The 25080-nt window shown below is 62.3% G+C and carries 22 protein-coding genes and 1 pseudogene; all 23 read left to right on the forward strand.

The genetic code is table 11. The annotated features are described in order from the left end of the window. Positions 1–4 precede the first annotated feature (4 nt). The 23 genes and pseudogenes from DK261_RS24515 (at position 5) to fliG (ending at position 25076) form a co-directional block, all read left to right on the forward strand. Positions 5–862, forward strand: coding sequence for an NAD(P)-dependent oxidoreductase (locus DK261_RS24515; protein WP_174248215.1), 858 nt, complete (start codon positions 5–7; stop codon positions 860–862). Beyond that, positions 852–1922, forward strand: coding sequence for a class I SAM-dependent methyltransferase (locus DK261_RS24520; protein WP_009047683.1), 1071 nt, complete (start codon positions 852–854; stop codon positions 1920–1922). The genes DK261_RS24515 and DK261_RS24520 overlap by 11 nt, the downstream gene beginning before the upstream one ends. 19 nt (positions 1923–1941) lie before the next feature. Then, on the forward strand, positions 1942–2679 hold the full coding sequence (locus DK261_RS24525; protein ID WP_038631001.1) for a cephalosporin hydroxylase family protein: 738 nt from the start codon (positions 1942–1944) through the stop codon (positions 2677–2679). A gap of 50 nt (positions 2680–2729) precedes the next feature. Then, positions 2730–5678: a TIGR00180 family glycosyltransferase gene (locus tag DK261_RS24530; RefSeq protein ID WP_110176676.1), complete on the forward strand. Its 2949-nt coding sequence runs from the start codon at positions 2730–2732 to the stop codon at positions 5676–5678. A 30-nt stretch (positions 5679–5708) separates the two neighbouring features. Continuing rightward, a complete protein-coding gene (gene pseB, locus DK261_RS24535; protein WP_009047686.1) occupies positions 5709–6710 on the forward strand; it encodes a UDP-N-acetylglucosamine 4,6-dehydratase (inverting) in 1002 nt (333 codons plus the stop codon). After that, the gene (pseC, locus tag DK261_RS24540; RefSeq protein ID WP_110176678.1) at positions 6707–7879 is read left to right on the forward strand and encodes a UDP-4-amino-4,6-dideoxy-N-acetyl-beta-L-altrosamine transaminase; all 1173 of its coding nucleotides are present in this window, start codon (positions 6707–6709) and stop codon (positions 7877–7879) included. Before pseB ends, pseC begins: the two co-directional genes overlap by 4 nt. After that, positions 7876–8583, forward strand: a complete 708-nt coding sequence (pseF, locus tag DK261_RS24545) for a pseudaminic acid cytidylyltransferase (protein ID WP_009047688.1) — start codon at positions 7876–7878, stop codon at positions 8581–8583. Before pseC ends, pseF begins: the two co-directional genes overlap by 4 nt. After that, positions 8580–9623 (forward strand): annotated as a pseudogene (gene pseG / locus DK261_RS24550) (UDP-2,4-diacetamido-2,4,6-trideoxy-beta-L-altropyranose hydrolase); the annotation flags it as partial. The gene pseF and the pseudogene pseG, both read left to right, overlap by 4 nt. Positions 9624–9705: 82 nt before the next feature. Continuing rightward, the gene (gene pseI / locus DK261_RS24555; RefSeq protein ID WP_038631008.1) at positions 9706–10758 is read left to right on the forward strand and encodes a pseudaminic acid synthase; all 1053 of its coding nucleotides are present in this window, start codon (positions 9706–9708) and stop codon (positions 10756–10758) included. A 224-nt stretch (positions 10759–10982) separates the two neighbouring features. After that, complete coding sequence (locus DK261_RS24560) at positions 10983–11909, forward strand: ketoacyl-ACP synthase III (RefSeq protein ID WP_009047691.1); 927 nt, start codon at positions 10983–10985, stop codon at positions 11907–11909. Between the two features lie 80 nt (positions 11910–11989). Then, complete coding sequence (locus tag DK261_RS24565) at positions 11990–13282, forward strand: motility associated factor glycosyltransferase family protein (RefSeq protein ID WP_110176682.1); 1293 nt, start codon at positions 11990–11992, stop codon at positions 13280–13282. Beyond that, the gene (locus DK261_RS24570) at positions 13279–13548 is read left to right on the forward strand and encodes a hypothetical protein (RefSeq protein WP_009047693.1); all 270 of its coding nucleotides are present in this window, start codon (positions 13279–13281) and stop codon (positions 13546–13548) included. The genes DK261_RS24565 and DK261_RS24570 overlap by 4 nt, the downstream gene beginning before the upstream one ends. Positions 13549–13798: 250 nt before the next feature. Then, positions 13799–14650 carry a flagellin domain-containing protein gene (locus tag DK261_RS24575; RefSeq protein ID WP_009047694.1) on the forward strand — a complete coding sequence of 284 codons (852 nt, stop codon included), beginning with the start codon at positions 13799–13801 and terminating at the stop codon, positions 14648–14650. Between the two features lie 72 nt (positions 14651–14722). Further along, a complete protein-coding gene (locus DK261_RS24580; RefSeq protein ID WP_009047695.1) occupies positions 14723–15088 on the forward strand; it encodes a flagellar protein FlaG in 366 nt (121 codons plus the stop codon). 82 nt (positions 15089–15170) lie between these two features. Next, positions 15171–16589 carry a flagellar filament capping protein FliD gene (gene fliD, locus DK261_RS24585; RefSeq protein ID WP_009047696.1) on the forward strand — a complete coding sequence of 473 codons (1419 nt, stop codon included), beginning with the start codon at positions 15171–15173 and terminating at the stop codon, positions 16587–16589. A gap of 128 nt (positions 16590–16717) precedes the next feature. Continuing rightward, a complete protein-coding gene (fliS, locus tag DK261_RS24590) occupies positions 16718–17113 on the forward strand; it encodes a flagellar export chaperone FliS (protein ID WP_016702257.1) in 396 nt (131 codons plus the stop codon). Positions 17114–17123: 10 nt separating this feature from the next. Beyond that, positions 17124–17420 carry a flagellar protein FliT gene (gene fliT, locus DK261_RS24595; protein WP_009047698.1) on the forward strand — a complete coding sequence of 99 codons (297 nt, stop codon included), beginning with the start codon at positions 17124–17126 and terminating at the stop codon, positions 17418–17420. A gap of 173 nt (positions 17421–17593) precedes the next feature. After that, complete coding sequence (locus tag DK261_RS24600) at positions 17594–19069, forward strand: sigma-54 dependent transcriptional regulator (RefSeq protein WP_007922638.1); 1476 nt, start codon at positions 17594–17596, stop codon at positions 19067–19069. A gap of 110 nt (positions 19070–19179) precedes the next feature. Further along, entirely contained in the window at positions 19180–20391 is a 1212-nt protein-coding gene (locus tag DK261_RS24605; protein WP_016702256.1) for a PAS domain-containing sensor histidine kinase, read from the forward strand. 5 nt (positions 20392–20396) lie between these two features. Further along, positions 20397–21806, forward strand: coding sequence for a sigma-54-dependent response regulator transcription factor FleR (fleR, locus tag DK261_RS24610; RefSeq protein WP_110176684.1), 1410 nt, complete (start codon positions 20397–20399; stop codon positions 21804–21806). A 128-nt stretch (positions 21807–21934) separates the two neighbouring features. Beyond that, a complete protein-coding gene (gene fliE / locus DK261_RS24615) occupies positions 21935–22261 on the forward strand; it encodes a flagellar hook-basal body complex protein FliE (RefSeq protein ID WP_007922633.1) in 327 nt (108 codons plus the stop codon). A 15-nt stretch (positions 22262–22276) separates the two neighbouring features. Continuing rightward, positions 22277–24064 (forward strand): flagellar basal-body MS-ring/collar protein FliF, encoded by a 1788-nt coding sequence (gene fliF, locus DK261_RS24620; RefSeq protein WP_009047701.1) that lies wholly within the window; start codon positions 22277–22279, stop codon positions 24062–24064. After that, entirely contained in the window at positions 24057–25076 is a 1020-nt protein-coding gene (gene fliG / locus DK261_RS24625) for a flagellar motor switch protein FliG (RefSeq protein ID WP_007922630.1), read from the forward strand. The genes fliF and fliG overlap by 8 nt, the downstream gene beginning before the upstream one ends. Positions 25077–25080: the final 4 nt, after the last annotated feature.

Here is a 25080-nt window from a genome sequence, read left to right on the forward strand (position 1 = left end):
TGGCTTGAAGGTACTGGTCACCGGGGCCAGCGGTTTTGTCGGCCGGCATCTGGTCGCCGCCTTGCTGGCCCGCGGCTGCCAGGTGCGGGCGCTGGCCCGTGATCCACAAAAGCTGGCCGCCATGCCCTGGGCTGGAGCGGTGGAGCGGGTGGCCGCGGACGTGCATGCCGTCGATAGCGATATCGCCTCCCTGGTCGAGGGCGTCGATGCCTTGGCGCACCTGGCCTGGCCGGGGCTGCCGAACTACAAGGCGCTGTTCCATCTCGAGCACAACCTGATGGCCGACTACCGGTTCATCAAGGCCGCGGTCGAGGCGGGCGTGCCCCAGGTCATGATCACCGGTACCTGTTTCGAATACGGTATGCAGAGCGGTCCGCTCGACGAGCAGACACCGGCGCAGCCGAGCAATCCCTATGGGTTGGCCAAGCACAGCCTGCGGCTGTTCCTGGAAAACCTGCAGCAGCAGCTGCCTTTCACCTTGCAATGGGCGCGGCTGTTCTATCTGCATGGTGTTGGGCAGAACCCCAACAGCCTGCTGGCCGCCCTGGACCGGGCGATCGACGCCGGCGATGCGGTGTTCGACATGTCCGCCGGCGAACAGCTGCGCGATTACCTGGCCATCGAGGACGCCGCCGCCAGCCTTGCGGCGCTGCTGCAACGGCGGGATTTTTCCGGGGTGGTCAACTGTTCCAGCGGCCAGCCTATATCGGTTCGTGCGCTGGTCGAACGACGGGTGCGCGAGCGCGGCTCGATGATCCGCCTGAACCTGGGGCATTACCCCTATCCCGCCCATGAGCCCATGGCGTTCTGGGGGGCGAACCAGCGCCTGCAACAACTATTGGGAGCAGAACATGGGGCATGAGTTGTATCGGGTCATGGACCTGCCGGTGCTGCAGAACCGCACCTTCGCCGACGCGCAGAGCGCCAGGGCGTCGGCCTCTGCCGACATGGTGCTGGTGCAGGACGAGGAGAGCGGCCTGATCTTCAACCAGGCTTTCGACCCCGACAAGCTGAGCTACGACAGCGACTACCAGAACGAGCAGGCCCACTCGGCGCAGTTCCAGCGCCACCTGCAGGATGTCGAGGGCATCATCGCCCGGCATTTCAAGGGTCGCGAGTTGATCGAGGTCGGTTGCGGCAAGGGCTATTTCCTCGAACTGCTGCGTGAGCGGGGCTACCGCATTACCGGTATCGACCCGGCCTACGAGGGCGATAACGCCGATGTGATCAAGGCGCCCTTTACCCGTGGCCTGGGCCTGTCGGCCGATGCCGTGGTGTTGCGCCATGTGCTGGAGCATATCGCCGACCCGCGGGCGTTCCTGGCGGAGATGGCCGAGGCCAACCAGGGCGGGCAGATCTACATCGAAGTACCGTGCTTCGACTGGATCGTCGAGCATCGCGCCTGGTTCGACGTGTTCTACGAGCATGTGAACTACTTCCGCCTGGATGACCTGCGGCGGATGTTCGGCACCGTGCACGAAGCCGGTCACCTGTTCGGCGGCCAGTACCTGTACGTGGTGGCCGACCTCGGCACCTTGCGTGAGCCGGGCGAGACAGCGGTCGAGCGCCTGGAGATGCCGCTGGATTTCACCGCCAGCATCGAGCGCGCCAAGCAGATCATCCAGGCCCAGCCCGAGGCGGGTTCGGCGATCTGGGGCGCGTCGTCCAAGGGCGTGATCTATTCGCTGTTCCTGCAGCGCGCGGGCGTTTCGGTGGACCAGGTGGTGGATATCAATCCGGCCAAGCAGGGCCGTTATCTGCCCCTGAGCGGCGCCCGCGTGTCGTCCCCCGAAGAAGTCATGGCGACCTTGCCCGAGGGCGCCAACCTGTTTGTGATGAATTCCAACTATCTCGACGAAATCAAGCGCATGACCGATGGGCGTTATGTCTATCACGCAGTCGACAGCGCTTCGTTCCAATGACGTTTATTGAGACCCGACCATGACCGACAACAGCATCAACCAAGCCTTCGAAGCCGAGTGTCAGGCGCAGATCCGCGCCCAGGGCGAAGACCAGAAACTCAAGGGCCTGGCGCGCGACTTCTTCAACGAGTCCGCCGGCCACAAGTACAGCTATCACTTCTCCTGGATGGGCCGCCCGATCATCCAGCTGCCCCAGGACATGATGGCCATGCAGGAGATCATCTGGCGGGTCAAGCCGGACCTGGTGATTGAATGCGGCATCGCCCACGGCGGCTCGATCATCTACTACGCCTCGCTGCTCGAACTGCAGGGCCACGGCGAAGTGCTGGGCATCGACCTGGATATCCGCGCCCATAACCGCGAAGCCATCGAAAGCCATCCGATGAGCAAGCGCATCAAGATGATCGAAGGCTCGAGCATCGATCCGGCGATTGCCGAGCAGGTGCGTGCCGCGGCCGCGGGCAAGAAAGTCATCCTGGTCCTGGACTCCAACCACACCCACGAGCACGTGCTCGAAGAGCTGCGCCTGTATGCGCCGCTGGTGTCGGTGGACAGCTACTGCGTGGTGATGGACACCGTGGTCGAGGATATGCCGGCGGACTTCTTCCCGGACCGTCCATGGGGCCCGGGCGACAACCCGAAAACCGCGGTCTGGGCCTACCTGGAAGAGAACCGCGACTTCGAGATCGACTACCAGATGCAGAACAAGCTGCTGATCACCGTGGCGCCGGATGGCTATCTGCGTCGCGTTCGTTGAATTCAATGGTTTGCAGGTAACAGCACTTTGCCGGTTGTGGGGAAACACTGATGCAGGTTCAAGACAAGGCTCAAAACACTAGTGCACCGTTGAGCGAGCGTTTCACGCTGGTGGTGATGTCCCACAATCGCAAGGCGTTCTTGCGCCGCACCTTGCAGTACTACAGCACCTACCCCTGCAAGATCCTGGTGCTGGACTCTTCGCTGCACGCCGACGCAAGCCTGGCCGGGCAGTTCCCCCAGGTCGACTACCGGCATCTGCCGCAGTACACCTACAAGGGCCTGCAGGACAAGCTGACCTACGGTGTCGGGCAGGTGACGACGCCGTACATGGTGTTTGCCGCCGACGACGACTTCCTGCTGCATGGCGCGCTGACCGAGTCGGTGGAGTTTCTCGAAGCCAACCCCGACTACGGCCTGTGCCACGGCTACGGGATGATGTACCTGGCCCGCGCCGCCGAGGTGAACTACTACCGGCGCGATTGCCGGGTGATCGAGGACTACGCCTCGGAAGATGCCGGCGAGCGGGTCATGGCGTTCATGAGCCATTTCCTGCCGCCGTTCTACGCGGTGACCCGCACCGACCTGCTGCAACAGTGGTACAGCCTGCTGCCGCCGGGGACCAGCTTCGAATGGCAGGAAATCGGCCATACCTTCTTCCTGCTGGCCTCGGCCAAGGCACGGATCCTGCCGATCCCGTTCGCCGTGCGGGAGGTCAACTACAACGCATCGGAGCACAACACCGATGTGTTGACGGTGCTGACCTACGGCGACGCCAAGTCGGTGGCCCAGCGCGAGGAGTTCGCCGGGTTCCTGGCGTCGTTGCCCACCGGCTTGAGCGCCCAGGGGCCGCAACAGGCCAAGCAGCTTGCCCTGGACAGCTTCAGGGCCATGGCCGAGTGCCTGCTCACCGGGCGCTCGCTCAATGGCAAGATGATTTTCCGTTCGGCCTGGGTCGAGCCCGGGGCCGAGCCGGTGCGTTCGTTCGGCCCGGAGCAGTTCGTCGAGATGCCGTTCTACAACAAGCCGATGTTCGACCTGTTGACCGAGTTCGAATTCCTCATGCATGCGATGCCGGCTGGCCGCCTGCAGCTCCAGGAGCTTGAAGGCGTACTGCTCAAGCAGCAGGAACTGATGCAGGTACAACCCAACGACACCAACCGCACCCTGCGCAGCCGCTTGTGGGAGGCGCTGTCGTGCAACCTGTTCAACCTTGAGGTGGTCCGGCGTCTGGCGGCCTCGCTGCAGGCTTCCACGGAGCAGGACTCCGAGGAACAGAACGATGCCCGCAAATTGCAGGCCTGGGCCGAGCGCCTGGCGTCGGTGCCTTTCCAGGACGGCCCGGGGCTGCTGGAGAACATGCCTTCGGGTCGCCTGCTGAAGTGGCTGGAGGCGCGCAACCCCGAGGCGCAGCAGCTCAAGGCGATCAACGAGCACCTGGCCCGGCACAACGGTGGGCCGAGCTTCGGCATCCTGCTGCTCGACCTCGACGCGGACATGGTCAAGTTGCAGGCGACCTTCGACAGCCTGGTCAACGGCCATTGCCGGTCCTTCCAGGTGGTGGTCTTCACCACGGGCGACCTGCCGGCGACCACCACTGCCCAGGACACCGTGCATTTCGTCAAGGTCAGCGCCAGCAACTATGTGGAACGAATCAACCAGGTCGCGGCGCAATCCTCCCGTGACTGGTTGCTCCTGGCCCGTGCCGGCGAGCGTTTCACCGCCAGCGGCCTGCTGCGCGCGAGCCTGGAACTGCTCGGCGCGCAAGGGTGCCGCGCGGTGGCCATGGACGAAATCCACTACGGCGCCGATGGCGCGCTGAAGGATGTGTTCCGCCCGGGTATCAACCTCGACCTGCTGCAAAGCGTGCCGGACATGATGGCCGGCCACTGGCTGATTCGCCGGGATGTGCTGGCGGCTGCCGGCGGCTATTCGACGGCCTTTCCACAAGCCATGGAATACGACCTGCTGCTGCGCCTGATCGAAGACGGCGGGCTGGCGGGCCTGGCCCACCTGGCCGAACCGCTGTTGCTCGGCCAGGCCCCGACAGCGCAGGAGAACACCCAGTACAGCCAGGTGTTGACCCGTCATCTGGGCAAGCGTGGCTACCGGGCCCAGGTCAGCTCGGCGCAAACCGGCGTCTACCAGATCAACTACGGTCATGGCGAACGTCCACTGGTCTCGATCATCCTGCGCAGCGAAGACAACCTGGAGCAGTTGCAGCCTTGCCTGGTCAGCGTGCTGCAACGCACGCGCTACCAGCGTTACGAAGTGGTCATCAGCGACAACCATAGCCAGTCCGAAGAACTGGCCAGCTGGCTCACCAGCCTGGAACAGAAGGGCGATCGTATCCGCGTGCTGCGCAGCCCGCAGCGCCTGAGCGGCGCGGCGCTGTACAACGCGGCGAGCCAGGAGGCCCGCGGCGACTACCTGGTGCTGCTGGCGGCCGACGGCGAAGTGGTCAATGCCGACTGGATGGAAAGCCTGCTCAATCAGGCGCAGCGGCCGGAAGTGGGGATCGTCGGCGCGCGCCTGGTGGACGCCAAGGGTGGGACCACCTCGGCCGGCCTGGTGCTCGGGCTGAACGAGCATCTGGGCGCGGCATTCGCCGGTGAGCCGAAAGGCGCCAGTGGCTACCTGAACGGCTTGCTGGCCGAGCAGAACTATTCGGCCGTCTCCGGCGCCTGCCTGATGATTCGCAAGGACGTCTACAACGCCGTCGGCGGCCTGGACGAAGAACATTTCGCCGAGGCATTCGCTGATGTCGACCTGTGCCTGAAGGTCGCCGATGCCGGGCTGTTGACGGTCTGGACCCCGCAGGTGCAGATCCTCCATCCGGGCACCCTGGCGGACGATGCCCAGGCCGCGGCGGCGCTGCGTGACAAATGGCAGGCCCGCTTCGAGCACGATGTGGACTACAACCAGAACCTGAGCCGGAGCGGCAAGGGCTTCACCCCTGGCGCTCCTGCCAGTGTCGACTGGGCGCAGCTGCTCGCATAAGCCTGGCTGACAGGAAAAAGGACTCAAGGCATGTTCAACGGCAAATCGATTTTCATCTCCGGCGGCACCGGTTCGTTCGGGCGCAATTTCATCCGGCGTCTGCTGGAGCAATACCAGCCCAAGCGGGTGGTGGTGTTCTCCCGCGATGAACTGAAACAGTACGAAATGCAGCAGACCTTCAATGCGCCCTGCATGCGTTATTTCCTTGGCGACGTGCGCGATGCCGAGCGCCTGCGCCAGGCCATGCGCGGGATCGACTATGTGGTGCACGCCGCGGCCCTGAAGCAGGTGCCGGCCGCGGAATACAACCCCACCGAGTGCATCCGCACCAACGTCAACGGCGCGGAAAACATTATCGCCGCGGCCATCGACAATGGCGTGAAGAAAGTGGTCGCGCTGTCCACCGACAAGGCGGCCAGCCCGGTCAACCTGTATGGCGCGACCAAGCTGCTGTCGGACAAGCTGTTCGTCGCGGCGAACAATATCGCCGGCGACCAGCCGACCCGTTTTGCCGTGGTGCGCTACGGCAACGTGGCCGGCTCCCGGGGTTCGGTGGTGCCGTTCTTCAGCAAGCTGATCGCCGAAGGCGCCCGCGAGCTGCCGATCACCGACGAACGCATGACCCGTTTCTGGATCACCCTGGATCACGGGGTGCAGTTCGTGCTCGACAGCTTCTCGCGCATGCATGGCGGTGAAGTCTTCGTGCCGAAGATCCCGTCGATCCGGATCGTCGACCTGGCGCGTGGCATGGCGCAAAACCTGCCGCACAAGCAGGTGGGCATTCGTCCGGGGGAAAAACTCCACGAGCTGATGGTGCCGCTGGATGACGCGCGCATGACCCTGGAGTTCGCCGATCACTACACCATCCAGCCGTCGATCCGCTTTACCAACGTCAATGTCGATTTCGCCGTGGACGGCCTGGGCGAGCGCGGGCGACCGGTGGACGAGCAGTTCGAATACCGCTCCGACACCAATCCGCATTTTCTCTCGGTGGGCCAGATCGCCGAGCTGCATGCCGGGCTGTCGGCATGATTCCCTACGGGCGCCAGAGTCTCGACCAGGCGGACATCGATGCGGTGGTCGCGGTGCTGCAGTCCGACTGGCTGACCCAGGGGCCGACCATCGAACGCTTCGAACAGGCCATGGCAGCCCGCTGCGAGGCCGGCCATGGGGTGGCGGTATGCAACGCCACGGCGGCCTTGCACATTGCCTGCCTGGCCGCCGGGCTGGGACCGGGAGACCGGCTGTGGACCACGCCCAATACCTTCCTGGCCTCGGCCAACTGTGGCCGTTATTGCGGCGCCGAGGTGGATTTCGTCGATATCGATCCGCACACCTGGAACATGGATGCCCGGGCGCTGGCGCACAAGCTGGAGGCCGCCGAACGCACGGGCCGCCTGCCCAAGGTGGTGGTGGCGGTGGCGTTCTCCGGGCAAAGCTGCGACATGCACGCCATGGCGCAGCTGGCGCAGCGTTATGGCTTCGTGCTGATCGAGGATGCCTCCCACGCGGTGGGTGCCTCCTATGCCGGGCGGCCGGTGGGCTGTGGCGAATTCGCGACGATGACGGTGTTCAGCTTTCATCCGGTGAAGATCATCACCAGCGCCGAGGGCGGCATGGTCCTGACCAACAGCCCGCAACTGGCGGACCACCTGCGGCGCTTGCGCAGCCACGGCATGACCCGCGACCCGGCGCAGATGACCGAGCCCAGCCACGGACCCTGGTACTACCAGCAGACCGAGCTGGGCTTCAATTACCGCATCACCGATCTGCAGGCGGCCCTGGGCTTGTCCCAACTGGACAAGCTCGACGCGTTCATTGCCAGGCGCCGGCAGCTGGCGGCCCGTTATGACCACCTGCTGGCCGATCTGCCGCTGACCCTGCCGCAGGCTCAGGAGCAGGCGCAGTCGGCATGGCATCTGTACGTGGTGCGCTTGCAACCCGAACGCATCCGCCGCTCCCATCGCGAGGTATTCGAGGCATTGCGCGAGGCCGGGGTCGGGGTCAATCTGCATTACATCCCGGTGCATCTGCAGCCGTATTACCGCGACCTGGGATTCGCCGCGGGGGATTTCCCCGAGGCCGAGCGCTACTACGCCGAGGCCATCAGCCTGCCGCTGTTTCCGGCGCTGGAGGATGATCAGCAGGTGTATGTGGTCGAGCAATTGCGCCAGCTTATCCAGGAGCCCGCCCAGCCTTGAGTGCCATCGCCATCATTCCCGCCCGTGGCGGCAGCAAACGCATCGCGCGCAAGAACCTCAAGCCGTTCGACGGCGTGCCGATGATTGCCCGCTCGATTGCGACGGCGCTGCGCTCCGGGTTGTTCGATCAGGTGCTGGTCAGTACCGACGACCCGGAGATCGCCGAGCTGGCCAGGGCCAGCGGCGCCACGGTGCCGTTCATGCGCCCGGCCGAGCTGGCGGACGATTTCACCGGCACTGGGCCGGTGATCGTGCATGCCTTGAATACGTTGCGCGAGCGTGGCGAGACCTTCGATTACACCTGCTGCATCTATGCCACCGCGCCCTTGCTGCAGCTGCGCTACCTGCGCCAGGGCCTGGCGGCGCTGGAGGCTCATCCTGAGAAGTCCTTCGCGTTTTCCGTGTGCAGCTTCGCGTTTCCGGTGCAGCGGGCCCTGACCCTCGACGAGCAGGGCGCGCTGACCTCACTTTATCCGGAGTTTCGCAACACGCGCTCCCAGGACCTGCCGCCGGCCTATCAGGATGCCGGGCAGTTCTACTGGGGGCGCAGCGAGGCCTGGCTGCGCGGCGACCTGGTGTTTTCCCCGCTCAGCCTGCCGGTGATCCTGCCGCGCCATCTGGTGCAGGACATCGACACCGAGGAAGACTGGCTGCGCGCGGAGTACCTGTACGCGGCGCTAAAAGCCGGTGGAGAGCTGGAGTGAGGGTGCTGATCCGGGCCGATGCCTCGCCGGCCATTGGCAGCGGCCATATCGCCCGCTGCCTGACCCTGGCCAGGGCGTTGCGCGAGCAGGGCGCCACAGTGGCATTCGCTTGCCGAAGCTTGCCCGGGCAGCAGTTGGAGCGTCTGGCCGAGCTGGGTTTCCAGACGTTCGCCCTGCCGGCGAGTTATCCGGGTGAATGCGCGCAGGACATCGAGGCGCCGCTGCCCTGGCAGGCGGATATCGCCACCTTGCAGGCTGCGTTGCAGGATCAGCCGCGATTCGACTGGGTGCTGGTCGATCACTACGGCCTCGACTGGCAGTGGCAGCAGGCGGCGCGGCAATGGGCACCGCGGATTGCCGCCATCGATGACCTGGCCAACCGACGGCATGCCGTCGACCTGTTGCTCGACCAGAATTTCAGCGGCACACCGCAGGCCTATGCCGGCCTGATCGACGCTGAATGCCGGGCGCTGTTGGGGCCGCACTTCGCCTTGCTGCGCGAGGAGTTCCGCTGCCCGCCGATCGCCATTCGCGAGCGAGCGAATCGGGTGCTGGTGAATTTCGGCGGTTTCGATGCGGCCAGCCAGACATACCAGGCGATGCTGGCCTTGAGTGCGTTCGACGGCCTGGAAGTGGATTTTGTCGCCGGGGCCGCTAACCCGGCCTGGGCGCAGATGCAGGAACTGGCGGCCGGTCGCGGGCATTGGCGCTTGCACGCCTATGTCAGCGACTTTTCCCGCTTGATGGCCGAGGCCGACCTGTTTATCGGTGCCGGCGGCGGCACCAGCTGGGAGCGCGCCGCCCTGGGCCTGCCGACCCTGTGCATCAGCGTCGCTGGCAATCAAGAGGCCAATGCCCGGCTGTTGGCCGAGGCAGGCATGCATGTCTACCTGGGGCCCAGCGAGCAGGTGAGCGTCGAGCAGATCCGTCAGGCGGTCGCGGCGCTTGTCGGCGATTACCCGCAGCGCCAGAGCCTGGCGCAACGCTCCCGGCAATTGGTCGACGGGCAGGGCGCATCGCGGGTGGCGGCGGCCCTGTTCGAGATGACCCGCAATCCATTGCGTCGCGCCGGGGATGACCTGGCCACCGGCGAATTTACGCGTGAATCGAAGGAAAACCCCAATGACTAGCTTCAAGATCGGCTCGCGCTCGATTGGCGCCGGCTCGCCGCCGTTCATCATTGCCGAGATGAGCGGCAACCATAACCAGTCGCTGGACGTTGCCCTGCAGATCGTCGAGGCCGCGGCCAAGGCCGGCGCCCATGCCCTGAAGTTGCAGACCTATACCGCCGACACCATGACCCTGGACCTGGAGCATGGCGAATTCTTCATCAAGGATCCGGCCAGTCTCTGGGCCGGTTCCTCGCTGTATGCCCTGTATGAAAAGGCCCACACACCCTGGCAGTGGCACGCGTCGATCTTCGCCCGCGCCAGGGAGCTGGGGATGCTGGCGTTCTCCACGCCGTTCGATGAGAGCGCGGTGGACTTCCTCGAAAGCCTCGACGTGCCGGCCTACAAGATCGCCAGTTTCGAAAACACCGACCTGCCGCTGATTCGCCGGGTCGCGGCCACCGGCAAGCCGCTGATCATTTCCACCGGCATGGCCAGCATCGCCGAGCTGGACGAAAGCGTGCGCGCCGCCCGGGAGGCGGGTTGCAAGGACCTGGTGCTGCTCAAGTGCACCAGCACCTACCCGGCTTCGCCGGAGAACAGCAACATCCTGACCATCCCGCATTTGCGCGAGCTGTTCGGCTGCGAGGTCGGTTTGTCCGATCACTCCATGGGCGTCGGGGTTTCGGTGGCCGCCGTGGCGCTGGGCGCCACGGTGGTGGAGAAACACTTCACCCTCGACCGCGCCGCCGGCGGGGTGGATGCGAGTTTTTCCCTGGAGCCGGCGGAGCTGCACAGCCTGGTGGTGGAAACCGAACGTGCCTGGCAGGCTCTGGGCCAGGTGCGTTACGGCGCGACCGAGGCCGAGCGGCAATCGGTGTTGTACCGCCGTTCCCTCTATGTCACCCGCGATATGGCGGCGGGGGAGGTGTTCAGCAGCGATAACGTCAGGGCCATTCGTCCGGGCCTGGGGCTGGCCCCCAAGCACATCGACGCAGTCCTCGGGCGTTGCGCGCGCCAGGCCCTCAAGCGCGGCACCGCACTGGATTGGGCATTTGTCGAATAGCCGTTTGTATGGCTGATTCGGCAAAATAGCGTGACCTGCGAGTCATAACGCGCATCTTCACTGTATTGTATTGACCGGGGAGATGGCGCCTGGCCGGTAAACGGTGCAGTGATAGCCTTCTATTCTTCCCGCTGTCGCCCGTCAGGGGCGCCAGGATGTCTGTTTGTCGGCAGCCCCGGTCCCGGTGGTCGGGGTATTCAGCTGTTTATTATTGGGAAGCCGTAATGATTGGCATAAAGAGCATTGCGAGCTACGTGCCTGTAGCCGGCGTAGACAATTACGCACAAGGTGCAAAATTCGAGAAGGATGAAGAGTTCATCCTGGGCAAGATCGGTTCGGCCTTCCTGCCGCGCAAAGACGCCACGCAGGAAACCTCGGACCTGTGTGTCGAAGCAGTCAATGCGCTGTTCGCCAACAACCCGCAACTGTCGCGCGAGTCGATCGACGCGCTGATCGTCGTCACCCAGAACGGCGACGAAGAAGGACTGCCGCACACCGCCGCTATCGTCCAGGACAAGCTGGGCCTGCCGACTCACGTCGCGGCCTTCGATATTTCCCTGGGCTGCTCCGGTTATGTCTACGGCATCTACGCGCTCAAGGGCTTCATGGAAGCCGCGGGCCTGAAGAACGGCCTGCTGGTCACCGCCGACCCTTACTCGAAGATCGTCGATCCGGAAGACCGCAACACCACCATGCTGTTCGGCGATGCGGCGACCGCGACCTGGATGGGCGAAGACGCTCCCTGGCAGCTGGGCAAGGCCAAGTTCGGCACCGACGGTTCCGGCGCTCCGCACCTGAAAGTCACCGATGGCGTGTTTTTCATGAATGGCCGTCAGGTGTTCAACTTTGCCTTGCTGAAAGTCCCGGCGCACTTGAACGAGTTGCTGGATGAGTCGGGCCTGAAGGAGGAGCAGATCGATGCGTTCTGTATCCACCAGGGCAGTGCGGCGATCGTCGACGCCGTGGCGCGCCGTTTCGAAGGCGAGCCGGAAAAGTTCATCAAGGACATGGTCGAGACCGGTAACACCGTGTCGTCGAGCATTCCGCTGCTGCTGGAAAAGCACGTGCTCGAATCGAAGTGGCAACGTGTGGCCCTGAGTGGCTTCGGTGTGGGGCTGTCCTGGGGCTCGGCGATTATCTATCGCCCATGAGTTGATCCCGCGGCATCCAAAAATAGCGCCCAGGGTGTACCCTGAGCGCTATTTTTTTGCATGAAGATAGGCGAGACAGCATGAGCGAAAGCTTCGAGGGCAATGCCCAGGCAATACAGGCTCGCTGGCCACGACTGCTTGAACGGTTGCTGGCGGAAGACAGTGCCGGGTTGCAGGCGGATCTGGTCGAAGGCCTGGGTTCGACCTTGAGTATTTCCGGCATTCAGCTCACCAGCCGCCACGATCGCACGGCGGAAGCACGAACCCAGGCGGCGAGCCTGCCGGCCGACAGCCCGGTGATCCATCTGTACGGCACCGGCTTGGGCGACTTGCAGCAGATACTGCTGGAAAACCCGGCGCTGCAACGTTTGCAGGTGCACATCCTGAACGGCGCCGTATTTGCGCTGGTACTGCAATTGCTCGATCAGCAGGCCTGGTTGAACGATCCTCGAGTCGAACTGGGGTATGCCGGCGATCTGGCGGAAATCCAGTTGCCGTTCTTTGCCTTGCCCTCCGAGCTGGTGCTGGCGGATGACTACAACGCCAAGATCCGCGATCGCCTGGTCAGTGAGGTACACCTGGCCTTCAATAACCGTGATTTCGTGGCCGATTCCCCGGAGGTCACCCTGCGCCTGCAATCGAGTGCCGAACTGGTAGCCAGTGACAGTGACGTGGCCCAGTTGTTCGGCACCCAGCCGGGGCGCGAGGTCTTCGTGATTGCCACCGGGCCGAGCCTGGAACGGCATTTCGAGCGCCTGCGCGAGATTCGCGCCCAAGCCCGGCGTCCTCTGTTTATCTGTGTCGATACCGCCTACCGGCCGCTGCTCAAACAGGGGATCGAGCCGGACATTGTGGTCAGCATCGATCACCGGATTTCCGGCCTGCACCTGCCGCCAGAAAAATCGGCAGCCATCACCCTGGTTTATCTGCCGATGGTCGATCCGCAGATTCTGGCGCTCTGGCAGGGGCCGCGTTATGTCGGGTATTCCGCCAGCCCGATTTATGCGCGGATGCGCGAGCAACTGCCCAAGGCACAGCTGTATGTCGGTGGCAGCGTGATTCATCCGGCGGTGGACCTGGCTGTGAAAATGGGCGCCGAGCAGGTCACCCTGTTCGGTGCCGACTTTGCCTTCCCGATGAACAAAACGCATGCCGGCTGGCTCGACGGTGAGCTGGGGCCGCAGCTGGGCGCGGCTAGGCACTGGGTGCTGGATGGGCATGGCCAGCGGGTCAGGACCCAGCTCAATTTCCGCAGTTACCTGTGCGAGCTGGAGCGCTTTATCGCCGGTCATCCGCGGGTGCGCTTCTATAACAGCAGTCGGGACGGGGCGATGATCGCCGGGACGACCTATCATCCGGAGTTCAGCCAATGAGCGAAATCGAAGGGTTGATCGCCCGCTTGCAGCAATGCGCCCAGGGCTTTCGCCTGGGGCGTGATGTTGAGGCGGCCATGACCATGGTCCAGTTGATGGGGGCGATCCAGCCGGTGATCGATAGCGCGTCGCAAGAGCAGCGCCAGGACTGGGGGGCGTTGCTTGGCCTGATGTTCGAATGCCAGCAAGAACAAAACTGGCTGGCCCTGGCCGACTACCTGCAATACGAATGTGTTGAAGTGCTGTGTTCCCTCTCGACGGACTGAAATATTTCCTGCCTGCCCGGGCGACCTCCTCGCTCGGGCCCTCTCCGGCATTTTTCTGGCGTCATTTTTCCACGGCTTAAGAACGCCGAGCCCTTGATTTACGAGGGGTGGCACGCTGATGGCAAAATTTTTTGAAAATCCCCTAAAGCAACTTGCATTGCCGACGATAACTATTACGAAGGTTCTCTAGGCCATACCCGGCGGTTGCCAGGGCCGGAAGCCGCAGTACCCAACCAACGAGGAATTCGTCATGGCTTTAACAGTAAACACTAACGTCACATCGTTGAACGTTCAGAAGAACCTGAACCGTGCTTCCGACGCTCTGTCGACTTCGATGACTCGCCTGTCTTCCGGCCTGAAAATCAACAGCGCAAAAGACGACGCCGCCGGCCTGCAAATCGCTACCCGTATGACTTCGCAGATCCGCGGTCAGACCATGGCGATCAAAAACGCCAACGACGGTATCTCCATCGCTCAGACCGCTGAAGGCGCGATGCAGGAATCCACCAACATCCTGCAACGTATGCGTGAACTGGCCGTTCAAGCACGAAACGACTCCAACGGTACTGCTGACCGTGTTGCACTGAACAAAGAATTCGCTTCGATGTCGGACGAGCTGACTCGTATCGCCAAGTCGACCAACCTGAACGGCAAGAACCTGATCGACGGTACTGCTGGCACCATGACCTTCCAGGTCGGTTCCAACACCGGTGCTACCAACCAGATCACCATCACTCTGGCCAGCGGCTTCGACGCTACCACCCTGGGTGTTAACTCCGGTGCTATCGCCATTACCGGTAACAACAGCACCACCGCCGAAGCCAGCTCCAAGGCTTCGATCGACGCGATCGACAAGGCTCTGGCAACCATCAACTCCAGCCGTGCTGACCTCGGTGCTGCACAAAACCGCCTGACCAGCACCATTTCCAACCTGCAGAACATCAACGAAAACGCCAGTGCTGCACTGGGTCGCGTACAAGATACCGACTTCGCTGCTGAAACTGCACAGCTGACCAAGCAACAAACTCTGCAACAAGCTTCCACCGCAGTTCTGGCACAGGCCAACCAACTGCCGTCCGCTGTACTGAAACTGCTTCAGTAATAGCTGACTAAGCTTTGGCGGGGGAGTGCGCTGGTCGTGCTCTCTCGCTTTTTACTTTAAGAGGTGATGGACATGGATATGAGCATGAAGCTGAACTTGTCTTATCCTGCGGCCAAGCCGGCAACGCCTGTTGCTGACAAGCCTGTGGAGAAGCCTCGAGCGGACGTTGTGGCGCTGCCGACTGTCAAGGAAGAGAGTAAGAGTGCGCAAACCGAGCAGGACAAACTGAAAATGGCCATTAAGGAAATTGAAGAGTTTGTGCAATCGGTCAAACGTAACCTGGAATTTTCTATCGACGAGCCTTCTGGCAAGGTTGTCGTCAAGGTCATTGCCAGTGACTCCGGTGAGGTGATTCGTCAGATCCCCAACGAAGAAGTCCTGAAGTTGGCCAATAGTTTGAATGATGCGAGCAGCTTGTTGTTCAGCGCTAAAGTCTGACAGCTGGCATGAAAATTGTTGCTATGTTCTTTTGGACGTTGTAATGGTCAAAAGACCGGCGACACACTGAAGGGAGATCTCCATGGCAAGTCCAATTCTACCGGGTACCGGTCTAGGCTCCGGCCTCGATACCGGTGCTATCGTCAAAGCCTTGGTGAACGCTGACAAAGCGGCCAAGCAAGGTCAGATCGACCGGGGAACTGCGAACAACACCGCAAGCATCTCCGGCATTGGCACCTTGAAGTCCTTGTTGTCGACCTTTCGGACCACCATTACCGAACTCAGCAGCAAAACCAACCCGCAGTTTCCCGGCTATGCCGCCACTACTTCCGACAACAAGTATGTAACAGCGGTCGCTGGCAATACCGCGGTCAATGGCAACTATGTTGTCGCTGTGCAGAATCTTGCGACTTCCTCGAAAGTCACCAGTGCTGCCTTCGCTGGCGGTACTACAAGTGCTATTCCGACTGGTACCCTGAAAATCAGTCAAAATGGCACTAACTACAACCTCGATGTAAAAGCCGGCGCTACCCTGCAGTCGGTGCGTGACTCGATCAACGCCGACGCATCGCTCAAAAGCGCGGGTATCAGCGCGAACATCGTGACCGACTCCTTTGGATCGCGTCTGGTGGTGGGCTCGACTACTACCGGTGCGGGCTCCGATATTTCCCTTAGCGGTATTGCTGGCCTGGAAATCGACGGCAGTACTGTCGTTGGTGCTCCCGGTTCGCCGATGACTGCGACCTCTGCCGGTTCCATTGGTGCCCTGGCAGTGGATGCCAAGTTCACCGTCGACGGCATGGCGCTGACCAGCAAGAGCAACTCGGTGGACAAGGCGGTTTCCGGGATGACCTTCAACCTGGTCGCTCCAGGTACCTCGACCATTACCGTCGCGGCCAACACCGATGGCTTGAAGGCTTCGATCCAGAAGTTCGTCGATGCTTACAACGCAGTGGCCAACAGTGTTACCGCGCTGACCAAGCCGTCCCTGGATGACGACGGCAAGCCGACCATCCCGGCCCAGTTGACTGGCGACTCGTTGCCACGCTCGATCCTGGCGGCCATTCGTGCGCCGCTGTCGGAAGTCGGGTCCGGCGACAAGCTGACCGTTCTGGCGCAGTTGGGGATTACCACCAACCAGAAGACCGGTGCCCTGGACTTCGACTCCACCAAGTTCACTGCGGCGATGAACGACAAAAAGCTCGGTGGCGAGGTGCAGACCCTGTTCACTGGTGAAAACGGCCTGCTGGACCGCATGGACAAGGCCATCGCGCCTTTTGCCCAGACTGGCGGCGTTCTCGATCAGCGCACCACTGCGCTGAACAAGACCAAGACCAAGCTGGCTTCGGATCAGGCTGCCCTGGACCGCCGTATCGAGACCCTGACGGCAGTACTGACCAAGAAGTACAACGACATGGACACCCTGGTGGGCAAGTTGAAAGCCACCGCCAGCAACATCACCTCGATGTTCGAGGCGTTGACCGCGCAACAGAAAGGCTGATTGATACAAGGCGACAAAAGCCCGGCAACGTTCATGACGTCCCGGGCTTTTGGCTTTTGATCTAAAGTTTTTTGACGCCAGGTCGATACGCTGGTTATACGAACCCTTGAGTTTTGATGAGGTAGAACATGAATCCGATGTTAGCCCTTCGGCAATACCAGAAGATTGGTGCCCAGGCGCAGACTTCCGAAGCCAGCCCCCATCGTCTGGTGCAGATGCTGATGGAAGGCGGCCTGGATCGTATCGCCCAGGCCAAGGGGGCGATGGAGCGCAAGGATATTCCCAACAAAGGTATATTCATCAGCAAGGCCATCGGCATTATCGGCGGCTTGCGTGAAGGGCTCGATCTGGAAAAGTCACCTGACACCCTGGGTGATCTAGACAGCTTGTACACCTACATGATGACGCGCCTCACCGAGGCGAACATCAAGACCGATCCAAAGATTCTCGACGAGGTCGCCGATCTGCTGCGCACCGTCAAGGAAGGCTGGGACGCCATCGCTGCGCCGGGTCCGCAGTTCTAAGGAGATCACCATGAGTCTTGTATTGCAGCGCATCGAAGAAACCCGTGAAGCACTGGTCGCCGCCCTGGCCGAGCGTAACTGGGAAGCGATCGGTCAGTTGGATCTGGCCTGCCGTTCCTGCATGGAAGACATCTTGAGTGAAACTCCGGAAGATGAAGCCGCGTTGCGCGAGAATCTGCAGGAGCTGCTTGGGGTTTATCGGCAGCTTCTGGAAGTGACGACAGGGGAGCGTCAGGCGATAGTCGACGAGATGTCGCAGATCCATCAAGCACAGAACGCAGCAAAGGTTTACCATCTGTTCGGTTAATTAACCCCTAAGTTAATCCGAATCCAGTGCGCCATAAATTTGACTGTGCACGCTTTTTTGACTTAACTAGTGGCTGTTTTCAGATTTCAGACGTCTACCAGGCTCAAAATGCCTACAAGCGTCTAGCTTGCCCTGATTCCGGGCATTGAGTTGACTAGGGAAGTTGCTATTGCATGTGGCGTGAAACCAAAATTCTGCTGATTGATGACGATAGCGTCCGCCGCCGCGACCTGGCGGTGATTTTAAATTTTCTTGGCGAAGAAAATTTACCCTGCGGTAGCCATGACTGGCAGCAGGCTGTCGGCTCATTGTCATCAAGTCGTGAAGTAATCTGTGTCCTCATCGGGACTGTAAATGCTCCTGGTGCACTTTTGGGCCTGTTAAAGACACTCTCAACCTGGGATGAGTTCCTTCCAGTTTTGTTAATGGGCGATAATTCTTCCATTGACTTGCCGGAAGACCAGCGTCGTCGAGTGCTTTCCACCCTGGAAATGCCACCCAGCTACAGCAAGTTGCTCGATTCTCTGCACCGTGCCCAGGTCTATCGTGAGATGTACGATCAGGCCCGCGAGCGCGGTCGCCATCGCGAGCCCAACCTCTTTCGCAGTCTGGTCGGCACCAGCCGGGCGATCCAGCATGTGCGGCAGATGATGCAGCAAGTGGCCGATACCGACGCCAGCGTGCTGATCCTCGGCGAGTCCGGGACTGGCAAGGAAGTGGTTGCGCGTAACCTGCACTATCACTCCAAGCGTCGCGAAGCGCCGTTCGTGCCCGTCAACTGTGGCGCGATTCCGGCCGAGTTGCTTGAGAGCGAACTGTTTGGCCATGAGAAGGGCGCCTTCACCGGAGCTATCACCAGCCGTGCCGGGCGTTTCGAGCTGGCCAACGGCGGCACCCTGTTCCTCGACGAAATCGGTGACATGCCGCTGCCGATGCAGGTCAAGCTGTTGCGCGTGTTGCAGGAGCGTACCTTCGAGCGCGTGGGTAGCAACAAGACCCAGAGCGTCGACGTGCGGATCATCGCGGCGACTCACAAGAATCTCGAGAGCATGATCGAGGTCGGCAGTTTCCGCGAAGATCTGTACTACCGCCTGAACGTGTTCCCGATCGAGATGGCGCCGCTGCGTGAGCGCGTGGAGGACATTCCGCTGCTGATGAACGAGCTGATCTCGCGCATGGAGCACGAGAAGCGTGGTTCGATTCGCTTCAACTCCGCGGCGATCATGTCGCTCTGTCGCCACGGCTGGCCGGGCAACGTCCGCGAGCTGGCCAACCTGGTGGAGCGCATGGCGATCATGCACCCCTACGGCGTTATCGGCGTGGTCGAGTTGCCGAAGAAGTTCCGCTATGTCGACGACGAAGACGAGCAACTGGTGGACAGCCTGCGCAGCGACCTGGAAGAGCGGGTGGCGATCAATGGCCACACGCCGGACTTCGCCGCCACCGCCATGCTGCCGCCGGAAGGCCTGGACCTGAAGGACTACCTCGGTGGTCTGGAGCAGGGCCTGATCCAGCAGGCGCTCGACGATGCCAACGGCATTGTCGCGCGGGCCGCGGAGCGCCTGCGTATCCGCCGCACCACGCTGGTGGAAAAAATGCGCAAGTACGGCATGAGCCGTCGCGAGGGTGATGAACAGGCGGATGATTGACGCCTGTTTTTTAACCTGTTGAAAACCGGGCGGTTTTTTTTCGGCACGGGTATTGCTAAGTCTCTCTCAACGTTCCGTTTAACTGACGGTCAGCCACGCGAGAGAGCACGATGCCCCAAGCCGCCCAGATGTCTCCTGTTCCTGAAACCCAGGGGCAATCGTCGTCCGTAGAGCAGGCAAGCCGGCTTGGCCTTGAGCAGGCGTTCGCCTTGTTCAACCAGATGTCGAGCCAGCTTACCGACTCCTACAGCATGCTTGAGGCTAGGGTGACCGAGCTCAAGGGCGAGCTGGCCGTGGTCAGCGCCCAGCGCATGCAGGAGCTGGCGGAAAAAGAGCGTCTGGCCAACCGTCTGCAAAACCTCCTCGATCTGCTGCCTGGCGGCGTCATCGTCATCGATGCCCAGGGCATTGTCCGTGAAGCCAATCCTGCTGCCTGCGACCTGCTGGGCCTGCCTCTCGAGGGCGAGCTATGGCGGCATGTGATCGCCCGCTGCTTCGCGCCACGAGAAGACGACGGCCATGAAATTTCCCTGAAGGACGGGCGGCGATTGTCGATCGCCACTCGTTCTCTGGATGCTGAGCCAGGCCAGCTGGTGCTGCTCAATGACCTGACTGAAACCCGTCACCTGCAAGATCAGCTGGCCCGTCATGAGCGCCTGTCGTCCCTTGGGCGCATGGTGGCGTCCCTGGCGCATCAGATTCGTACGCCATTGTCCGCCGCGCTGTTGTACGCCAGTCACTTGACCGAGCAAGAACTGCCCGTCGCCACCCAGCAGCGCTTTGCCGGGCGGCTGAAGGAGCGGTTGCATGAGCTGGAGCATCAGGTCCGCGACATGCTGGTGTTCGCCCGGGGCGAACTGCCGCTGACCGATCGCGTGACGCCCAAGGCGCTGCTGCAATCGCTGCAGGCAGCGGCCCTGACCCATGTGCAGGACGTGCCCGTGCGCTGGCAGTGCGACAGCCATGCCGGCGAGTTGCTGTGCAACCGCGACACGCTGGTGGGGGCGGTGCTCAACCTGATCGAGAACGCGATCCAGGCGAGTGCCGGCCAGGTGCGCCTGAAAGTCCATCTTTATACCCGTGGCAGCAGCCTACGGCTGTGCGTCAGCGATAGCGGCAGTGGTATCGACGCTGCTGTGCTGGAGCGCCTGGGTGAACCGTTTTTCACCACCAAGACCACGGGAACCGGCCTGGGCCTGACAGTCGTCAAGGCGGTGGCGCGTGCCCATCAGGGAGAATTGCTGCTGCGCTCGCGTCCTGGGCGCGGCACATGTGCGCTGGTGGTTCTGCCACTGTTCTGCGGCGCTCAAGGAGTGGAGTGAAGGTAATGGCAATCAAGGTTCTACTGGTTGAAGACGATCGCGCCTTGCGCGAGGCCCTGGCGGATACGCTGCTGTTGGCCGGTCATGACTACAAGGCGGTCGGCAGCGCGGAAGAAGCGCTGGAGGCGGCGTCTGGCGAGTCGTTCAGCCTGGTGGTCAGCGACGTCAACATGCCGGGCATGGATGGCCATCAGTTGCTGGGCCTGCTGCGTGCGCGCCAACCGCAATTGCCAGTCTTGCTGATGACCGCCCATGGCGCGGTCGAGCGGGCGGTTGAGGCTATGCGTCAAGGCGCCGCCGACTATCTGGTCAAGCCCTTCGAGCCCAGGGCCCTGCTGGATCTGGTGGCGCGACATGCCCTGGGTTGCCTGGGGGCGGCCGAGGGTGAAGGGCCGGTGGCATTCGAGCCGGCCAGTGCGCAGTTGCTCGAGCTGGCAGCGCGGGTCGCTCGCAGTGATTCCACGGTACTGATCTCGGGCGAGTCCGGCACCGGCAAAGAGGTGCTGGCGCGCTACATCCACCAGCAGTCCCATCGCTCCAGCCAGCCCTTTATCGCCATCAACTGCGCAGCGATTCCGGACAACATGCTCGAGGCCACACTGTTCGGTCACGAGAAGGGTGCCTTTACCGGCGCCATCGCCGCTCAGCCTGGCAAGTTCGAACAGGCCGATGGCGGCACCCTGCTGCTGGACGAGATCTCCGAAATGCCCCTGGCTTTGCAGGCCAAGCTGCTGCGGGTGCTGCAGGAGCGCGAAGTCGAGCGGGTCGGGGCGCGCAAGCCCATTGCCCTGGATATCCGGGTGGTGGCGACCACCAACCGCGACCTGGCCGGCGAAGTGGCGGCGGGGCGGTTCCGGGAGGATCTTTACTATCGGCTGTCGGTATTCCCGCTGGCCTGGCGTCCGCTGCGCGAGCGCACCGCCGATATCCTGCCGCTGGCCGAGCGTCTGTTGGCCAAGCACGTCAATAAAATGAAACACGCGGCCGCCCGATTATCCGCCGAAGCGCAGGCATGCCTGCTCGGTTATCCGTGGCCGGGCAATGTGCGTGAACTGGATAACGCCATCCAGCGTGCGCTGATTTTGCAGCAGGGCGGCCTGATCCAGCCGGAAGATTTCTGCCTCGGCGGACCGCTGGCCTGTGCGCCCTTGCCGGCCGTGGCCCCAGCCGTGGTAGCGGCGGCGCGCAGTGCGCCGGTGGAGGCCGAAGTGCCGCCCGCCGAGTCGGCGGGGGCCTTGGGCGACGATCTGCGGCGTCGGGAATTCCAGATGATCATCGACACCTTGCGGGCCGAGCGCGGCCGGCGCAAGGAAGCGGCCGAGCGCCTGGGTATCAGCCCGCGAACCTTGCGCTACAAGTTGGCGCAAATGCGCGATGCCGGAATGGATGTCGAGGCGTATCTGTTTGCAACATGAGTCGTTTAAGGCTGAAGCCGTGCAGGCTTTTGTTCGGTGTCTCCGCGGAGCTGGCACCCTTGTTGCTAACACCTCACTAACCGCTGCGTGAGTGTCAAAAAATTGCGGGTCGTCGGAGAGAGTAGACCATGAGCCAAGGTATTGAATTTAATCGGTTGATGTTGGACATGCGGGCCATGCAAATGGACGCCATGGCCCAGCCAAAATCGGCCGCGGTGCCGCAGGTGAGCGGCAGCAGTTTTTCCGACATGCTTGGGCAGGCGGTGAACAAGGTCAACGACACTCAGCAGGCGTCCAGCCAGCTGGCCAGCGCCTTCGAGATCGGCAAGAGCGGTGTCGACCTGACTGACGTGATGATCTCCTCGCAGAAGGCCAGTGTGTCCTTCCAGGCGTTGACCCAGGTGCGCAACAAGCTGGTTCAGGCGTACCAAGACATCATGCAGATGCCGGTTTAAGGACGAGATTGAGTCATGGCAGAAGCAGTCGCCGATAACGTACCGGCCAAGGCCACTCCGACAGAAGGCAAGCCGCCGCTGTTCGGGTTGTCTTTTCTGGAAAACCTCTCCGAGATGACCATGTTGCGTCAGGTTGGCCTCATGGTCGGTCTGGCTGCCAGTGTGGCGATTGGTTTTGCCGTGGTGTTGTGGTCCCAGCAACCCGATTACCGTCCGTTGTACGGCAGCCTTGCCGGCATGGACGCCAAGCAGGTCATGGACACCCTGGCCTCCGCCGACATTCCCTATACCGTCGAGCCCAATTCCGGCGCCTTGCTGGTCAAGGCCGACGACCTGCCGCGTGCGCGCCTCAAGCTGGCCGCTGCCGGCGTGGCCCCGGGCGACGGCAATATCGGTTTCGAGATTCTCGATAAAGAGCAGGGCCTGGGCACCAGCCAGTTCATGGAAGCGACCCGTTACCGTCGCGGCCTGGAAGGCGAACTGGCGCGGACCATTTCCAGCCTGAACAACGTCAAGGGCGCACGCGTGCACCTGGCGATCCCGAAAAGCTCGGTGTTCGTGCGCGACGAGCGCAAGCCCAGCGCTTCGGTACTGGTCGAGCTGTATTCCGGTCGTTCGCTGGAGCCGGGCCAGGTGGTGGCCATCGTCAATCTGGTGGCGACCAGCGTTCCCGAACTGAGCAAGTCGCAGATCACCGTGGTCGACCAGAAGGGCAACCTGCTCTCCGACCAGGCGGAAAACTCCGAACTGACCATGGCCGGCAAGCAATTCGACTACAGCCGCCGCATGGAAAGCATGCTGACCCAGCGGGTGCACAACATCCTGCAACCGATTCTGGGCAACGACCGCTACAAGGCTGAAGTGTCCGCCGATGTGGACTTCAGCGCCGTCGAGTCGACTTCCGAACAATTCAACCCGGACCAGCCGGCCTTGCGCAGCGAGCAGTCGGTCAACGAACAACGCTCCAGCAGCCTGGGCCCGCAAGGCGTTCCTGGCGCCCTGAGCAACCAGCCGCCGTCGCCGGCCAGCGCGCCTCAGACTACCGGTGGCTCTACCGCTGCCGCTGGCATGGTGCAGCCAGGCCAGCCGCTGCTGGACGCCAACGGCCAGCAGATCATGGACCCGGCCACCGGCCAGCCGATGCTGGCGCCGTACCCCAACGACAAGCGTCAACAATCCACCAAGAACTTCGAGCTGGATCGCTCCATCAGCCACACCAAGCAACAGCAGGGTCGTCTGAACCGGCTGTCGGTGGCGGTGGTGGTGGACGATCAGGTCAAGGTCAATGCGGCCAACGGCGAAACCACCCGCGCACCCTGGAGCGCCGACGAATTGGCGCGCTTTACCCGCCTGGTGCAGGACGCCGTGGGTTTCGACGCCAGCCGTGGCGACAGCGTCAGTGTGATCAACGTGCCGTTCTCCGCCGATCGCGGTGAAGTGATCGCCGACATTCCGTTCTACTCGCAGCCCTGGTTCTGGGACATCGTGAAGCAGGTCCTGGGCGTGCTGTTTATCCTGGTCCTGGTGTTCGGCGTGCTGCGCCCGGTGCTCAACAACATCACCGGTGGCGGCAAGGGCAAGCAACTGGCGGGTCTCGGCAGCGATGTCGAACTCGGCGGCATGGGCGGCCTGGATGGCGAACTGGCCAACGATCGCGTCAGCCTCGGCGGCCCGCAAAGCATCCTGCTGCCGAGCCCGAGCGAAGGCTATGACGCACAGTTGAACGCAATCAAGAGTCTGGTGGCAGAAGATCCGGGTCGCGTGGCCCAGGTCGTGAAAGAGTGGATTAACGCAGATGAGTGATAACCGAGCCGCTACCGCCAAACTGACCCGGGTCGACAAGGCCGCGATTCTGCTGCTGTCCCTGGGCTCCACCGATGCCGCGCAGGTGCTGCGCCACATGGGCCCCAAAGAGGTCCAGCGAGTGGGCGTGGCCATGGCGCAGATGGGCAACGTGCATCGCGAGCAGGTCGAGCAGGTGATGAGCGAGTTCGTCGACATCGTCGGCGACCAGACCAGCCTGGGCGTGGGCTCCGACGACTATGTGCGCAAGATGCTCACCCAGGCCCTGGGCGAGGACAAGGCCAACGGCCTGATCGACCGCATCCTGCTGGGCGGCAACACCAGCGGCCTGGACAGCTTGAAATGGATGGAGCCGCGCGCTGTGGCGGACGTGATCCGTTACGAGCACCCACAGATCCAGGCGATCGTGGTGGCGTACCTCGATCCGGACCAGGCGGGCGAAGTGCTCGGCAACTTCGACCACAAGGCGCGCCTGGACATCATTCTGCGGGTTTCCTCGCTCAATACCGTACAGCCGGCCGCCCTGAAAGAACTCAACCAGATTCTCGAGAAGCAGTTCGCCGGCAACTCCAACGCCTCGCGTACCACCTTGGGCGGTATCAAGCGTGCTGCCGACATCATGAACTTCCTCGACAGCTCGATCGAAGGCCAGTTGATGGACTCGATCCGCGAAGTCGACGAAGACCTGTCCGGTCAGATCGAAGACCTCATGTTCGTGTTCAACAACCTTGCCGATGTCGACGACCGCGGCATCCAGGCGTTGCTGCGCGAAGTGTCTTCCGACGTGCTGGTCCTGGCCCTCAAGGGGTCGGACGAAGGCGTCAAGGAAAAGATCTTCAAGAACATGTCCAAGCGGGCTGCCGAACTGCTGCGCGACGACCTCGAGGCCAAGGGCCCGGTGCGCGTCAGCGATGTGGAAACCGCGCAGAAGGAAATCCTCACCATTGCCCGCCGTATGGCCGAAGCCGGAGAAATCGTTCTCGGCGGGAAGGGCGGCGAAGAAATGATCTAAGGTC

Origin of the sequence: Pseudomonas sp. RW409, assembly GCF_003184125.1 — a bacterium.
Taxonomy (GTDB): Bacteria; Pseudomonadota; Gammaproteobacteria; order Pseudomonadales; family Pseudomonadaceae; genus Aquipseudomonas; species Aquipseudomonas chlororaphis_I.